Here is a 14,812-nt window from a genome sequence, read left to right on the forward strand (position 1 = left end):
GTCTGTGCTCCGGTTTTTTATTATTCGCTAATCAATTACTTATTAACGAACTCTTCGCCCAGGGCGATATCTTTCTTGAGCGTATCCAGCATACCTTCCAGCGCGTTCTGTTCAAATGCGCTCAGGGTACCGATAGATTTACGCTCTTCCACGCCGTTTTTACCCAGCAGCAGCGGTTGAGAGAAGAAACGGGCGTACTGACCGTCGCCTTCAACGTAGGCACATTCGACAACGCCTTGTTCGCCCTGCAGTGCACGAACCAGAGACAGACCAAAACGTGCAGCTGCCTGGCCCATAGACAGGGTTGCAGACCCGCCACCGGCTTTCGCTTCAACCACCTCAGTACCCGCGTTCTGGATACGTTTGGTCAGATCAGCCACTTCCTGCTCGGTAAAACTAACGCCAGGAACCTGTGACAGCAGCGGCAGAATGGTAACACCAGAGTGACCGCCAATAACCGGCACTTCAACTTCGCCTGGCTGTTTGCCTTTCAGTTCCGCAACAAAGGTGTTGGAACGAATGATATCCAGCGTGGTAACGCCGAACAGTTTGTTTTTGTCATAAACACCGGCTTTTTTCAGCACTTCAGCAGCAATTGCAACTGTGGTGTTAACCGGGTTAGTGATAATACCAATGCACGCTTTCGGGCAGTTTTTCGCAACTTGCTGTACCAGGTTTTTCACGATGCCGGCGTTAACGTTAAACAGGTCGGAACGATCCATACCCGGTTTACGCGCTACGCCTGCAGAGATAAGAACGACATCTGCGCCTTCCAGCGCCGGAGTCGCATCTTCACCAGAAAAACCTTTGATTTTCACAGCAGTAGGGATATGGCTCAGATCGACGGCCACACCGGGAGTCACTGGAGCGATATCATACAGAGAGAGTTCTGAACCTGAAGGCAGTTGGGTTTTTAACAGTAGTGCAAGCGCCTGGCCAATACCGCCAGCAGCGCCGAGGACTGCGACTTTCATCCTAAACTCCTTATTATATTGATAAACTAAGATATGTTGCTCCGCTGCCGCGACCTTAATCCACAAAATTGCCGTTTACAATGACCACATCTCAAGAATGTGTAGTCACGCAAGTTTAGCGTTTATGCATTTAATTGCCGTAATCAGGAACCTAACTTACGTAATTAACAGTCGCTTATGCATTAGCGCAACATTCCAACAGGTGGTGACAATATACCCTACCGTTCAGCCAAAACAACATCAATTTGATAACAATTAATTTACTTTTAAACAGAATTTGCATGCCGTGACGCAGGCATGTTTCTCAATAACGAAATTTGATAAAATCCCGCTCTTTCATAACATTATTTCAGCCTTCTTCAGGGCTGACTGTTTGCATAAAAATTCATCTGTATGCACAATAATGTTGTATCAACCACCATATCGGGTGACTTATGCGAAGCTCGGCTAAGCAAGAAGAACTAGTTAAAGCATTTAAAGCATTACTTAAAGAAGAGAAATTTAGCTCCCAGGGCGAAATCGTCGCCGCGTTGCAGGAGCAAGGCTTTGACAATATTAATCAGTCTAAAGTCTCGCGGATGTTGACCAAGTTTGGTGCTGTACGTACACGCAATGCCAAAATGGAAATGGTTTACTGCCTGCCAGCTGAACTGGGTGTACCAACCACCTCCAGTCCATTGAAGAATCTGGTGCTGGATATCGACTACAACGATGCAGTTGTCGTGATTCATACCAGCCCTGGCGCAGCGCAGTTAATTGCTCGCCTGCTGGACTCACTGGGCAAAGCAGAAGGTATTCTGGGCACCATCGCTGGCGATGACACCATCTTTACCACCCCTGCTAACGGTTTCACCGTCAAAGACCTGTACGAAGCGATTTTAGAGCTGTTCGACCAGGAGCTTTAATCTCTGCCCCGTCGCTTCTGGCGGCGGGGAAAATGTTGCTTATCCCTCTCATTCCCCTTCTTTCTCCTGCGATACATTTAACGAATAGTGCGTTTTACCGCGACACATCATTCACAAAATGAATACATACGGTAAAAAAAGCACATTATGCAAAATTCATTATCTAATTGAAAATACTATAATTAATAATAAATAACCGTGTTTTTTATACTTTTTTGTTATTAAAATTCACATTTTTAACACTTAGTATCAACTGAAACAGTTAGCGTGGTATTAATTAGTTCAATAATTAGTGTATGCTTGATTTTGTGATATGGGTCACGAAACAAAGGCCCAGCTAAAAGATTATGTCGAGGTAAAAATCATGAAAATCAAAACCACTGTAGCTGCATTAAGCGTACTTTCTGTTCTCTCTTTCGGTGCATTCGCTGCCGACTCCATTGATGCTGCACAAGCACAAAATCGTGAAGCAATCGGGACCGTATCCGTAAGTGGTGTGGCGTCTTCGCCAATGGATATACGTGAAATGCTGAACAAAAAAGCGGAAGAGAAAGGCGCAACGGCCTACCAGATTACTGAAGCTCGTAGCGGTGACATCTGGCACGCTACGGCTGAACTGTACAAATAAACCCTCATCGTTTTGTCCGACGATATTGCCCCCGGTTCGGGGGCTTTTTTTTGCGCTAATGACGAACATTAAAACGCAAATGCCCTTCCAGCTCTTCCTCTGCCTCATCAAACAGCAATATTAACGCGCCAAAACGGCGACGCGTTTTCTCTCCCAGATGAACAAATTCAATCTCAAGTGGTAGCGGCAGGACATCGTTCATTAACACATCCCATAGTGAGTCGAGATCGCGTACCTTATCTTTAGCCAGACCAAAGGTTTGGCTAAAGTCACGATAAAAATCCTCCTGACTCTCAATCTCATCAAAATCAAAGGCATAAATATTCATCTGTTGCCACCGTCACGTTTCGCGGCGAGTTCTGCCGTGCATCGCTAAGTATAGCCATGAAAAAACCGACGCTTTTGGCGTCGGTTTTGACTTAACTATCGGTCAACGCATGTTGATACTTATGGAGCATCCCCGCCAGCCGATGAACCGGTTCCGTCACCTGCGGTGGCGCTTGCCAGATGCGTAGCTTTTCCTGGTAGATTTCCAGTTCTTCCAGCAACTGGCCAAAGTACCGACGACGTTTATCATCGCTACGGGCAGATATCACATGGTCTGCTGTGCGGCGCATTTGTCGGTGAAACGCCGATAAATCCTCGTTAACCGGGATCGGCGCATCACGCAGGCGCTGGTGCGCGATAATCATCGTCAGCGCCAGGCGAAATTTCGGCAAATCCCCTGGGAACTTATTCATCAGCAAAAACAGCTGCTGATAAAGTGCCGGGAGGTGGTTCTCTTTACGACGTGCCACATTGGTAGTCATCGCGGAAACAGCGGCAGAAACAAACTGATTAAGCAGTACACGTCCAGTCCTGTCGCGCGATTTATCCCGCACCAGCAAAATAACGGTGAACGCGAGCACACAGCCGACGATTTGCCCTAATGCGCTGTCGAGAAACTGACTGAAATGGAAAGTCATCGGGTTATCCAGCACGATAATATTTATGGTGCTGGCCAGTGCCCCCATCGAGCCCAGTCGCCGTTTCTGTACTTCTATACCGAGGAAGAATCCCAGCACTGCCAGGCTAATACACAGCAGCAACATGCTCTGTTGGGTATTAGGGATAATCACCAAAAAGTAGAGCAGCCCTAACGGCAGCGCGGCCAGCGTCCCATAGATAAAGTCGATCGCCACCATGCGTGGATTCGGCAAACGCATTGCCAGTGACGTCACGACCGCAATCATCACCATTGCACCACTGCCGGAAGTCCAGCCCGTCCACAGCCAGAAAAGCGTGCCCAGAATGCAGGAAAGTGTGGTTCGCCAGAAGTTAACCATTGCATGATGACGTTCGGCTGACTCTACTTTTACTTCCGGTTCGCCTTGCAGGATCTCTTCTTCGGTGGCGTTGATTTTTGTGTTACTGATAACGCCGCGCTTGAGAAGCTGATAACGCGTTGCCGCCGCGACCCAGCTATAAATGGTGACAGGCGTTTCCCGTTCCCCGGTCCAGGCGATAACTCTCCGCAGGCGTTTGAGCTGCTTGTGGACGTCCTGCGCGGTTTCTACCGGCGTGTCAAAAAATTCGCGGAAAGTATCAGTGATCAATTCCGGGCGCGTATTCTGAATAAGATAAGTTTCGCAGGATTGGGTAATCAGCGTCAGCGATAGCGTATTGATCGCTTTTAAACGTCGATTGGCCCGCGCCCAGCGGGAAGATTCCATATTCAGGTTGCTGCGCATGCCTTGTAGTGCCGTGGTGCGTCGCACCAGGTCGCCCCAGGCTTTATCGACAACTTCACCATCGCCATGCTTGATACAGAGTTGCATTAATTGATATTGCGCGACCAGCAAACTTTCCAGCTCTCGATCTACTTCTTGTTTGATCGATCGCGGAGAAAAGAGCAAATCCGCCATAATCGCACACACAATACCGATAACGATCTCGCTACAACGTTCGACGGCAAACTGCGGCGTAAGCAATGGTTCCGGCTGAATGGTGATCACAATGATCAGCGCGGTATAACCGGCCAGCCCCCACGCGTACGAGTTTTCTATTCGTACCAGCGAGGATATCCAGGTACAAAAACCGGCCCAGATACAGCACACCAGAATCATCAATAATGGTGCGCGGATCATCGCAATGATGATCACCAGTCCGGCAATACAGCCAATAAATGTGCCGATGATGCGCAAAAAGCCACGATAGCGAATAGCGCCAGAATACGGTTCACCTCCCGCAGCAAAGGCCGGACCGGCGGCAACAATCGCCGCTGTCAGTACCGCCCAGCGTGGCGTTTCCAGCTGGAAGTGAAAGCCAACAAACAGCGCCAGTACAATGGCGGTCGCCAGTTTTACCGCAAAGCGAATATGTTGGTTAGCAATGGAGAAAATACCCATCGTGATTAACCAAACTCACGCAGGCGATGGGCCATTTTACGGAAGAACGAATCCTGGCTTTCGTCGCGATCTTGTTTGCCAGTGACCACCACTGTAGCAGTGGTGCCCGCAGGCCAGATGTTCTCTTGCTGGTTGTCGAGACGAATACGAACCGGAACACGTTGCGCCAAACGCACCCATTCAAGGTTAGAGTCGATGGTCGCCATCCCTTTGTCGTCACGCGTGCTGCTGGCGTTGGTGACCCCAGCGGCAACACTATCAACAGTCCCTTTCAGCACTTTGTTACTGCCAAGCGGCGTGATCTCTGCACGATACCCCGGACGCCCCCCTTCCAGCTTAGTTTCTTCCATATAGGCCAGTACATAGAAGGAGTTCTGTTTCACCAGCGCAACCGCCGTTGATCCTCGAGTAATAAACTCACCGGTATAGACGTTGAGGTTGGTCACCCAGCCATCTGCTGGCGCTCGGATCACCGTGCGTTCAAGATCCAGTTTTGCCAGATCGCGGGTCGCCTGCGCTTTCGCTAACTGATGCAGAACCGTTTGTAGTACGTTGTTAGCCTGGTCGATCTCTTCGCGAGACATCGCCTGCACACCGAGACAGTTACGACGTCCGGCCTCCTGGCGTTTCTCCTGTGCCAGTACCTGATAATAAGCAACATCGGCTTGCGCTTCCTCAAGCGCCTTTTGATAGCGCGGCTGGTCGATGGTGAACAGTATCTGTCCTTTTTTCACCAGCTGGTTATCATGAACATTCACCTGGGTAATGAGTCCAGAAACGTCCGGCGCGATCGCAACGACGTCAGCGCTAAAGCGCGCGTCACGCGTCCAAGGGGATTCGGTGTAATAGACCCAGGCATTAAAAATTGCGATGAAGGCCAGAATGACTAATACGACCGTGATGGCCGTACGGGAGAATTTTCTTATTAGTGTTTTCACTTCAACCTCAAACGAACAGTCGCGATATCAAATAAAACAAGCAGCAATAGAGCGCGGTGTTGAACAACGCCGGATGCCAGACAAAGTCGTAGATACCTGTTGGCACAAGTACCCGGCGCACCAGCCAGAAAATCGCCAGTGATAAAAGCAATTCAAAAAATATCGGTGGGAAGGACAGCCCAAACACCACGATAACGGGAAACAGACTCATGTTGACCTTGGTTGTATAGAGAGAGCAGGCGTTATTATTTTCAGCATCTGTCGCCGCAGAGAAGGGCATGGAAAGCCGGGCGAGAGCAACATTGCTGTAGATTGATATTTAATATATTAGCGTAACTGTTATGCTGTTATCTATATTATGTGATCTAAATCACTTTTAAGTCAGAGTGAATAATGGAACGACTAAAACGCATGTCGGTGTTTGCCAAAGTAGTTGAATTTGGCTCTTTTACCGCCGCCGCCAGACAGCTACAGATGAGCGTTTCGTCCATCAGTCAGACGGTGTCAAAACTGGAAGATGAGTTGCAGGTAAAGCTGTTAAACCGTAGCACACGCAGCATTGGCCTGACCGAAGCCGGTAGAATTTACTACCAGGGCTGCCGTCGTATGCTTCATGAAGTGCAGGATGTTCATGAGCAACTGTATGCCTTCAATAACACCCCCATCGGGACGCTACGCATTGGCTGTTCTTCAACTATGGCACAAAATGTTCTCGCCGGGCTGACAGCCAAAATGCTGAAAGAATACCCAGGTTTGAGCGCCAATCTGGTTACCGGAATTCCAGCCCCCGACCTGATTGCCGACGGTCTGGATGTGGTGATCCGCGTCGGCGCGTTGCAGGATTCCAGCCTGTTTTCCCGCCGTCTTGGCGCGATGCCAATGGTGGTGTGCGCCGCGAAAAGCTATCTCACACAATACGGCATACCGGAAAAACCCGCCGATTTAAGTAGCCATTCATGGCTTGAATACAGCGTGCGGCCCGACAATGAATTTGAACTGATTGCACCGGAAGGGATCTCGACTCGCCTGATCCCGCAAGGGAGATTTGTGACTAATGATCCGATGACGCTGGTGCGCTGGCTAACGGCGGGTGCCGGGATCGCCTACGTGCCGCTGATGTGGGTGATCAACGAGATCAATCGTGGGGAGCTGGAGATCCTGCTGCCGCGTTATCAGTCAGATCCACGCCCGGTTTATGCGTTATATACCGAAAAAGATAAGCTGCCGCTGAAGGTACAGGTCGTGATCAACTCGCTGACGGATTATTTTGTTGAGGTCGGTAAATTGTTTCAGGAGATGCACGGGCGCGGGAAAGAGAAGTAATTCATATTGTACTGTTACGTTCTACAAACCTGTGCCAACGGGTTCCCCTCACCCTAACCCCAGAGGAGCGAGGGGACCGTTCGTGCACGTAGAAAGATTAATTATCCTTCTGAAAATAATGAAATTATTACGCAGTACCGCCAACAGTCAGGTTATCGACTTTCAACGTTGGCTGGCCCACGCCAACCGGCAAACTTTGCCCTTCTTTACCGCAGACACCCACGCCGTTATCCAGTTTCAGGTCGTTGCCAACCATCGAAATCTGCTGCATGGTTTCGATACCGGAACCAATCAACGTTGCGCCTTTCACCGGCTTCGTTACTTTACCGTTTTCAATCAGATATGCTTCTGAAGTGGAGAAAACGAATTTGCCGGAGGTGATATCCACCTGACCGCCACCAAAGTTCGGTGCATAGATACCGTACTCAACGGATTCAATAATTTCTTGCGGGGTCGATTTACCCGGCAGCATATAGGTGTTGGTCATACGCGGCATGGGCAGATGGGCGTAGGATTCACGGCGACCGTTGCCAGTCGGCGTCATCCCCATCAAACGCGCGTTGAGTTTATCCTGCATGTAGCCTTTCAGAATGCCGTTCTCAATCAGCACGTTGTACTGGCCTGGCGTACCTTCGTCATCAATCGCCACCGAACCACGGCGATCGACCATCGTGCCGTCATCAACCACGGTACACAGTTCTGAAGCCACCAGCTCCCCGACCTGTCCACTAAATACTGAAGTGCCACGGCGGTTGAAGTCGCCTTCCAGACCGTGACCTACCGCTTCATGCAACAGCACGCCCGGCCAACCTGCGCCAAGTACTACCGGCATGGTGCCCGCTGGTGCAGCAACGGCAGAAAGATTGACCAGCGCCATACGCACTGCTTCTTTTGCCCATGCATCCGCACGGACTTCGCCGTCAAGATCGGCAAGGAAGAACTCATAACCAAAACGACCGCCGCCGCCACTGGCACCGCGTTCGCGTTTGCCATCTTCTTCGACCAGAACGCTCACGGAAAGACGCACCAGCGGACGGACATCCGCCGCTAGCGTGCCGTCGGTGGCCGCAACCAGAATTAATTCATAGACACCACTGAGGCTGGCAGTCACTTCCTGTACGCGCTTGTCCGCTTCGCGAGCAACCTTATCGACGCGACGCAGGATATCCAGCTTCTCTTCACGGCTCATGCTTTGCAGCGGATCTACCGAGGTATACAACGGGCTATGCTCTACCGCGCCCAGCGTCTGTACTTTGCCATCACCACTATCACGGACGATGGTGCGCGCCGCTTGCGCACTCTGTTCCAGCGCCAGCAGGCTGATTTGGTCAGCGTAAGCAAATCCGGTTTTTTCACCGCTGATTGCACGCACGCCAACGCCCTGATCGATGTTGTAAGAACCATCTTTAATAATGCGGTCTTCTAAAACCCAGGATTCGTGATAGCTCGACTGAAAATAGAGATCGCCATAATCAAGGCGACGTTCGGCCAGTTGACCGAGGATCGCGAACAAGTCCTGATGTTTCAGGCCGTTCGCCGCTAGCAATTGTTCACTTACTAGGTTCAGACTCATCGTTTTTGCTACTCGTTAGTTACTGCAGTAGAGGATTTTTTACGGCTGCCGGATGCGGCGTGAACGCCCTATCCGGCCTACAGTTATGTTCCGGCTCGTTGGCCTTTGGCAACTATTATCATATGAGATTGGGGCAATTACGCGCCCTCGTCAAATCATTGCGCTTTTTCTTTACGCGGTTGGCGCAACACTTCGTTGATTTGCGGATCGTCCAGCGGACCCGAAATGTGATAGCGCAAAATGGAGACTTTGCTCCACAGCGGCCCCAGCACTTTACTGGCGGCAAACACTGCCGCGCCAACAATGGGGTTAACCGCAAAAGCCGCAGCCACGCCCACCGTCGCAGAAATCTCTGGTGCGACAACCGCTTCCATATTCAGGTCGCGACGTACCAGATTTACCGACCCTTTCATGGCGATATCCGCCTCCAGGCCATCCACCAGCGTGTCGTCGGTGTGCATAACGCCGTCTTTAATCCACGCGGTGCTGCGAATGGAGTCAAAATAGAACCCTTCGCCAAAAGTGTCTCTGAAATCAAAACGCAGCTTACGCATCAGGGCATCTACGCTCAATAAGCGCAGCAATTGCCCGGCATGTCCGGTATTGATTTCGGTAATTTCGCCTTTACCCAGTTGAGTATGAATGATGCCATTCAACGTCGCTTCATCTGGCTGCCAGGGTGCTTTGCGCCAGTGTAAATCGTAATCCACATTAAATGACGACTGGCGTATGGGCGTCGTGACACCAAAAAATTCTGCGGCGGCATCAATTTTCTGCCCACGCAGTTTTCCTTTCAGCGAGGTACGTTCATTCCCCGGATTATTAACCCATTCACCATCGGCAGTAAGCCGCGAGAAACCAGTATCAATCAGTCCATTGGTCAGCGTTAACGTATCGCCAGAAATGGTGATATCACTGTCAATGCGACCGAATTTTTGCCCCCAGAACCAGCACTCTGTGCATCGTATTTGTGCGTCCGGCCAGCCACGGAAGTTAATGCGCTCCGTTGTCGGGAAAGGTGATGACGGCGTTGAATCACCACGAGTTTTCGCCACGCTCGGGTTGTAATAAAGATATTTGATATTCGCCAGCCACGGCGCGTTATTACGCATCGCTAGCGTGGCGTTGATTTCACGCCCTTGCGCCTCAACCAGGGTGCCATTTGCCGTCGGTTGCGAAACAATACTCAGGTTATTCCATTGCTGATTTCCCAGTGACAACATAGGCGTACGTAACGTTATGTGTTGTGGGAAACTCGCTGCACCACCGACACTCTCCGCAGCGCCTTTCTGGAACAGGGCCAGCCACTCGGCACCATTCATCGGCGGCATATTAAGTTCAACGCCACTTTGTTCCGGCAACGGCGGGAGCGTTTTACTGTCTGCCGCCCAAATAGCACGATCGAGCGTCAGCTTTTGACCAAGCAACCAGCGGCTATTGAAATGGTTATCCGCACCAGCCTGTCCGGTTAATTCAAAGCTGTTGAGATTGCCATCAACCTTAACGTTTACCGCTAGTGGTTCACCCGCAGGTTTGGCTAACGGTGAAGGTAAGTGACTACTCACATTATTCAGATCGCCGTTCAGCTCTACGTTATAGGTCGCGCCAGCATGATAAGGCAGATCAATGCCCACTTTACCATCCCACGCCACGCTGCCACTCAATGCTTCGTTCACCGCTTCAGGCAGAACGCCGGTTTTCGCCGGTTGCCAGTTACCGTTGAGATTCACCGCAACCTGGTAGGCTTTTGCCCCTTCTTTGGTGGAAAAATCCACGTTCAACGGCTGATTAAACCAGCTTGCTGTCAGTGGTTCACTTTGCAGATCGCCATTGATAAAGCTGAATTTACCGCTCAAATTTTTCAGGATGCTGTCGAGTGGTTTGATAAACAGACTGTTATTACGCAGCGTCACTTCACCTTTCGCGGTTACCAGTTCGCCGTTCAGCGGGATATCAAGATGTAAGCGAGCATTCACATCGCCGTCGAGCTGGAGTTCTTGCAGGGTCGCACCCAGAGAATCTTTCAGCGGTGTCTCATCAAAGTAAGGGCCAACGGCTTTACCCGGACCTTTAATGTCAGCGTCAATCAGCAGTTTTTCTTTTGAGTAGTCAGGGATCACTGCGGTGAGATTACTCGCGCGCACGCCGCCCAGATTAACGCCATCGGTTTTCATCCATAAACCGTCGTTAATAAAGTCCAGTTCAATATCAAGGTTAGTTAATGCAGGCCAGTCCGGCTGGAAGGCAAACTTCGCGTTGCGCAGCGGCACCAGCACTTCAAACTGACCTTCGTTGTGTTTATAGGGGAAGAGTTGCGGATTGCCACCATAAACCAGCGTCGCGTTATCCGCTTCACCGCCCTGAATCGCACCACTTAAATAATCAACCAGGTCTTTACCCATCAAGTTTTCCGGGAAATAGCGCCAGGCTTGTGAACCATCATCGGTACTGATGCCAGCCAGAATACCCAGCCAGGGTTCATCGTTAGCAGGTTGCAGGTAACGAAAACCGCCGCGCGCATGGACGGCTTTGGCTTTAACGTCAATATTACGCCCATCCAGCTGGAAACCTTTGTCATTGTTCAGCCAGCTTATAGTTGCCTGGCCGTCGGCGATTTCCAGTGGCGCACGGAATACCGTTTCGTAAGGCATCTTTGCCTGCTTCATCGACGCAGTAAGCAAACCATTTTCAACGCTGCCGGAAAGCGTCCCGGAGAAGTGTTCCGCACCCGGTAATAATTTCCATTGCTTCCAGGCCAGATCGCTCCACGATGCCTGAAAACGGGTCTTGTCTGCCGCCTGAAGCGGGATATCCAGCGCCAGAGTGTTAATCTTGCCGCTCGGTTGTGTGGAGCGCCAAACATCACCCAGTGCAGGTGAAAGTTTCGCGGCCAGCGGGCGTATGCCCTCCAGGCCTGCCAGCTCCAGATTACTAGCGCGAATCCGGAGTTCGTCACTGCGTTTATTGTCTTTGCCGCCAACGTCCTGTTCCGGTATCCAGGCCAGCGTCAATGCTCCGCTCGGCCAGGGTTTGCCGTCCATCGTGATCCGTGTATCGGGAATAGAGAACTGCCAGCCCGGATTTTCACGCGTAATATGCGCGGTCAGATTATCCACCGACAGCGTATGCGTTTGCTTCTCGCCCAACCAGCTGGCACCGCCCTGTTTCAGCCAGACGTCACCGCCGGTTACATCGCCTTTGTCGATCGTCATCCAGCCTTCAAGGGAGAACTGTGCCGTTTCCAGAGCAATATTGTCCTGCATCCATTTACCGAGCCACGGCTTCAGGTCGATGTCATCCGCCTGTAGCCAGACGCGACCATTGCTTAACAACCCCTCATCATCGCGCAAATCCATGCGCACCTGCATCACGCCGTGCTGTCCGGTAAGGCTGGAGAGGCTTACCAGGCCTTCCGCACGGTGTCGACGTGGATCGTTCAGCCAAGTGAGTTGTGGGATCGCCAGCTCGGCGCGCTGACCGGATGGCGTCAGAAAACTGACTTCACTGTCGCGGAGATCGAAATGGTCAAATTGACGAAGAAACAGATCGCTGATGTGACTGGCTTCCAGACTGTCATCGCTACCACCGCTGGTGATAGGAGTGTTGGTGCGAAAGCGCAGCTGCCAGAAAGTGAGGTCGCGAAACTGCCAGCGCATATGTAACAGGCTCTGCCAGACATCCAGCGCCAGAGTAACGCGTTTAACCGAAAATTCGCCGCCATCTTTTAGTTCTGCACGGATGTCGTGTGCTTCAAGCGTCGGGCCAAAATTCTGCCAGCTGGCTGAGAGCTGACTGGCTTCTACCGGCATGCCAGTCGCGGATTCTATTTTGTTGAGGATTTCCGGACGCCAGGCGTCAAGATGCGGTAAAGCAATACGCAGGCCGCTAACCAGCAGGGCAGCGATCACAACGAGCGCGGCTCCAGTAAGCAGTAAAATCCCCGGCAATCGCCTCACCCGTCACTCCTTGTCTGCTAAAAATGTGACTCAAAAACCCTTTGCCGGATGGCGGCCCAGCATCTGTTTACATCATTACGACGTCAAACTGCTCCTGGTTATAGAGCGGTTCAATTTGTACTTTAACCTGTTTGCCAACGAAAATTTCCACTTCCGCCAGCGAGAGTGACTCTTCGCCTTTCAAGGCTTCGGCTACTGCCGGAGAAGCATAGACCAGGAAACGGTCGGAGTCGTAAGCATGGTGGACACGAACAATCTCGCGCATGATTTCATAGCATACCGTTTCCACGGTTTTCACCGTTCCGCGACCGTGGCAGGTTGGGCATTCGTTACACAGTACGTGCTCAATGCTTTCGCGGGTGCGTTTACGCGTCATCTCCACCAGCCCCAGCGCCGAAAAACCATTAACGCTGGTTTTCACCCGGTCTTTGCTCAACGCCTGCTCCAGCGAATGCAGCACGCGGCGGCGGTGATCTTCATTATTCATATCGATGAAATCAATAATGATAATCCCGCCCAGATTACGCAACCGTAACTGGCGAGCGATAGCCTGCGTCGCTTCAATATTGGTATTGAAAATAGTGTCGTCCAGATTGCGATGACCGACAAACGCTCCGGTATTGATGTCCACGGTGGTCATCGCTTCGGTCTGGTCGATAATCAGATAACCACCGGATTTCAGTTCTACTTTGCGTTCCAACGCTCGCTGGATTTCGTTTTCGACATCAAAGAGATCGAAAATCGGCTGGCGTCCGGTGTAATGCTCCAGCTTGCTGGTCATCTCGGGAATGTACTCCGAGGTAAACTCCAGCAATGCTTCGTAAGTCAGGCGTGAGTCAACGCGAATGCGGTCCAGTTCGGCGTCGGCAAAATCACGCAGAACACGCTGCGCCAGCGCCAGTTCGCCGTACAGCTGATAACGGGTCTGCGGGCGCTTTTTACGCTCCATAACTTTGGTCCAGACGCGTTTCAGATAAGCGGCATCGGAGGCCAGTTCAGCCTCGCCAACCCCTTCCGCTGCGGTGCGGATGATAAACCCGCCCTGCTCGTCGCAATACTCTGCGACCACTTTTTTCAGGCGTTCACGTTCTGATTCGCTTTCAATTCGTTGGGAAACCCCAACGTGAGAAGCCCCTGGCATAAATACCAGATAGCGAGAAGGCAGCGTGATATCGGTGGTCAGGCGCGCACCTTTAGTGCCAAGCGGATCTTTCACCACCTGCACCATCAGATCTTGCCCCTGACGAACCAGTTCCGAGATGTCGCGCACCGTGAATTGCTTTTGTTCTTCACCCGCCACACATTCGGTATGCGGCATGATGTCGGATGCATGAAGAAACGCGGCTTTATCCAGCCCAATATCTACAAAAGCCGCCTGCATACCCGGAAGTACACGACTTACACGACCCTTGTAGATATTGCCTACTATTCCGCGTCGCGCCTCACGTTCAATATGAATTTCCTGCAGAATACCGCCATCAATATACGCCACTCGCGTTTCCGAAGGCGTTACGTTTACTAACAATTCAGCCGTCATGTTTATCCCTTTTCTCACGCAGTGCGTTAAAATTACTTAATAATTCATACGTTTCAACCAGCGGTAAGCCGACTACGGCGTGATAGCTGCCATTTATCTTCCTGACAAAACAGCCACCCAGCCCCTGAATACCGTATGCACCTGCTTTATCTAACGGTTCACCGCTGGCGACATAGCCCGCGATGTCTTCGTCTGTTAACGTTCTGAAAGTCACATCGGTGACCACCAAGCAATCGAGAATGTGCTGGCTGTCGGCCAACGCCACTGCCGTCATCACCTGATGGGTCTGACCCGATAATTTGCGCAACATCTGCGCCGCATGCTCTGCGTCGCGCGGTTTCTCGAGCACTTCTCCGTTCAGGATAACGATAATATCCGCACCCAGCACCGGGAGATCCTGTGCCGTTTGCGCGACACCCGCCTGTGCTTTCTCGCGTGCCAGACGCACAACATACTGCTGCGCGCTCTCCTGCGGCTGACGCTGCTCCTCAATGCCCGTAACAATACGTTCAAAGGTCACGCCAAGTTGCGCAAGTAACTCCTGACGACGCGGAGAACCGGAAGCTAAATACAGAGAAGTCATAGAAACCT

General features: G+C 51.4%; 12 protein-coding genes. 3 read left to right on the plus strand and 9 right to left on the minus strand.

Annotation, left to right across the window (positions count from 1 at the left end):
* Positions 1-35 precede the first annotated feature (35 nt).
* The gene (gene mdh / locus ACUU1M_RS09130) at positions 36-974 is read right to left on the minus strand and encodes a malate dehydrogenase (protein WP_005071296.1); all 939 of its coding nucleotides are present in this window, start codon (positions 972-974) and stop codon (positions 36-38) included.
* Positions 975-1,408: 434 nt separating this feature from the next.
* On the opposite strand from mdh, the gene argR reads away from it, so the two are divergent.
* Together argR and yhcN are read left to right on the plus strand one after the other, a co-directional pair.
* Positions 1,409-1,879 (plus strand): transcriptional regulator ArgR, encoded by a 471-nt coding sequence (gene argR / locus ACUU1M_RS09135; RefSeq protein WP_001257846.1) that lies wholly within the window; start codon positions 1,409-1,411, stop codon positions 1,877-1,879.
* Positions 1,880-2,243: 364 nt separating this feature from the next.
* Positions 2,244-2,507: a peroxide/acid stress response protein YhcN gene (gene yhcN, locus ACUU1M_RS09140; protein WP_005077199.1), complete on the plus strand. Its 264-nt coding sequence runs from the start codon at positions 2,244-2,246 to the stop codon at positions 2,505-2,507.
* 55 nt (positions 2,508-2,562) lie between these two features.
* Here the strand turns inward: yhcN and ACUU1M_RS09145 are convergent, their stop codons facing one another.
* From ACUU1M_RS09145 to aaeX, 4 genes are all read right to left on the minus strand, one after another.
* Positions 2,563-2,835, minus strand: coding sequence for a barstar family protein (locus ACUU1M_RS09145; protein WP_001028769.1), 273 nt, complete (start codon positions 2,833-2,835; stop codon positions 2,563-2,565).
* 91 nt (positions 2,836-2,926) lie between these two features.
* Positions 2,927-4,894, minus strand: a complete 1,968-nt coding sequence (gene aaeB / locus ACUU1M_RS09150) for a p-hydroxybenzoic acid efflux pump subunit AaeB (protein WP_000510962.1) — start codon at positions 4,892-4,894, stop codon at positions 2,927-2,929.
* A 5-nt stretch (positions 4,895-4,899) separates the two neighbouring features.
* Positions 4,900-5,832, minus strand: coding sequence for a p-hydroxybenzoic acid efflux pump subunit AaeA (gene aaeA, locus ACUU1M_RS09155; protein WP_000854016.1), 933 nt, complete (start codon positions 5,830-5,832; stop codon positions 4,900-4,902).
* Between the two features lie 7 nt (positions 5,833-5,839).
* Positions 5,840-6,043 carry a p-hydroxybenzoic acid efflux pump operon protein AaeX gene (gene aaeX / locus ACUU1M_RS09160; RefSeq protein WP_000051841.1) on the minus strand — a complete coding sequence of 68 codons (204 nt, stop codon included), beginning with the start codon at positions 6,041-6,043 and terminating at the stop codon, positions 5,840-5,842.
* 182 nt (positions 6,044-6,225) lie between these two features.
* Between aaeX and aaeR the strand changes: the two genes are divergently transcribed.
* A complete protein-coding gene (aaeR, locus tag ACUU1M_RS09165) occupies positions 6,226-7,155 on the plus strand; it encodes an HTH-type transcriptional activator AaeR (protein ID WP_000440309.1) in 930 nt (309 codons plus the stop codon).
* A 127-nt stretch (positions 7,156-7,282) separates the two neighbouring features.
* On the opposite strand, the gene tldD is transcribed toward aaeR, so the two are convergent.
* From tldD to yhdE, 4 genes are all read right to left on the minus strand, one after another.
* On the minus strand, positions 7,283-8,728 hold the full coding sequence (gene tldD / locus ACUU1M_RS09170; RefSeq protein WP_000055909.1) for a metalloprotease TldD: 1,446 nt from the start codon (positions 8,726-8,728) through the stop codon (positions 7,283-7,285).
* A gap of 155 nt (positions 8,729-8,883) precedes the next feature.
* Positions 8,884-12,684 (minus strand): AsmA2 domain-containing protein YhdP, encoded by a 3,801-nt coding sequence (yhdP, locus tag ACUU1M_RS09175; protein WP_001253598.1) that lies wholly within the window; start codon positions 12,682-12,684, stop codon positions 8,884-8,886.
* Positions 12,685-12,751: 67 nt separating this feature from the next.
* The gene (gene rng, locus ACUU1M_RS09180; protein ID WP_000123198.1) at positions 12,752-14,221 is read right to left on the minus strand and encodes a ribonuclease G; all 1,470 of its coding nucleotides are present in this window, start codon (positions 14,219-14,221) and stop codon (positions 12,752-12,754) included.
* Positions 14,211-14,804 (minus strand): nucleoside triphosphate pyrophosphatase YhdE, encoded by a 594-nt coding sequence (gene yhdE, locus ACUU1M_RS09185; RefSeq protein ID WP_000203090.1) that lies wholly within the window; start codon positions 14,802-14,804, stop codon positions 14,211-14,213. The genes rng and yhdE overlap by 11 nt, the downstream gene beginning before the upstream one ends.
* Positions 14,805-14,812: the final 8 nt, after the last annotated feature.

The organism is Shigella sp. SIG6, assembly GCF_053555815.1.

What these genes read in the sequence shown, in the direction of transcription:
- mdh (WP_005071296.1), bottom strand. Translation starts at nt 974, where the DNA reads ATGAAAGTCGCAGTCCTCGGCGCTGCTGGCGGTATTGGCCAGGCGCTT.
- argR (WP_001257846.1), top strand. Translation starts at nt 1,409, where the DNA reads ATGCGAAGCTCGGCTAAGCAAGAAGAACTAGTTAAAGCATTTAAAGCA.
- yhcN (WP_005077199.1), top strand. Translation starts at nt 2,244, where the DNA reads ATGAAAATCAAAACCACTGTAGCTGCATTAAGCGTACTTTCTGTTCTC.
- ACUU1M_RS09145 (WP_001028769.1), bottom strand. Translation starts at nt 2,835, where the DNA reads ATGAATATTTATGCCTTTGATTTTGATGAGATTGAGAGTCAGGAGGAT.
- aaeB (WP_000510962.1), bottom strand. Translation starts at nt 4,894, where the DNA reads ATGGGTATTTTCTCCATTGCTAACCAACATATTCGCTTTGCGGTAAAA.
- aaeX (WP_000051841.1), bottom strand. Translation starts at nt 6,043, where the DNA reads ATGAGTCTGTTTCCCGTTATCGTGGTGTTTGGGCTGTCCTTCCCACCG.
- aaeR (WP_000440309.1), top strand. Translation starts at nt 6,226, where the DNA reads ATGGAACGACTAAAACGCATGTCGGTGTTTGCCAAAGTAGTTGAATTT.
- tldD (WP_000055909.1), bottom strand. Translation starts at nt 8,728, where the DNA reads ATGAGTCTGAACCTAGTAAGTGAACAATTGCTAGCGGCGAACGGCCTG.
- rng (WP_000123198.1), bottom strand. Translation starts at nt 14,221, where the DNA reads ATGACGGCTGAATTGTTAGTAAACGTAACGCCTTCGGAAACGCGAGTG.
- yhdE (WP_000203090.1), bottom strand. Translation starts at nt 14,804, where the DNA reads ATGACTTCTCTGTATTTAGCTTCCGGTTCTCCGCGTCGTCAGGAGTTA.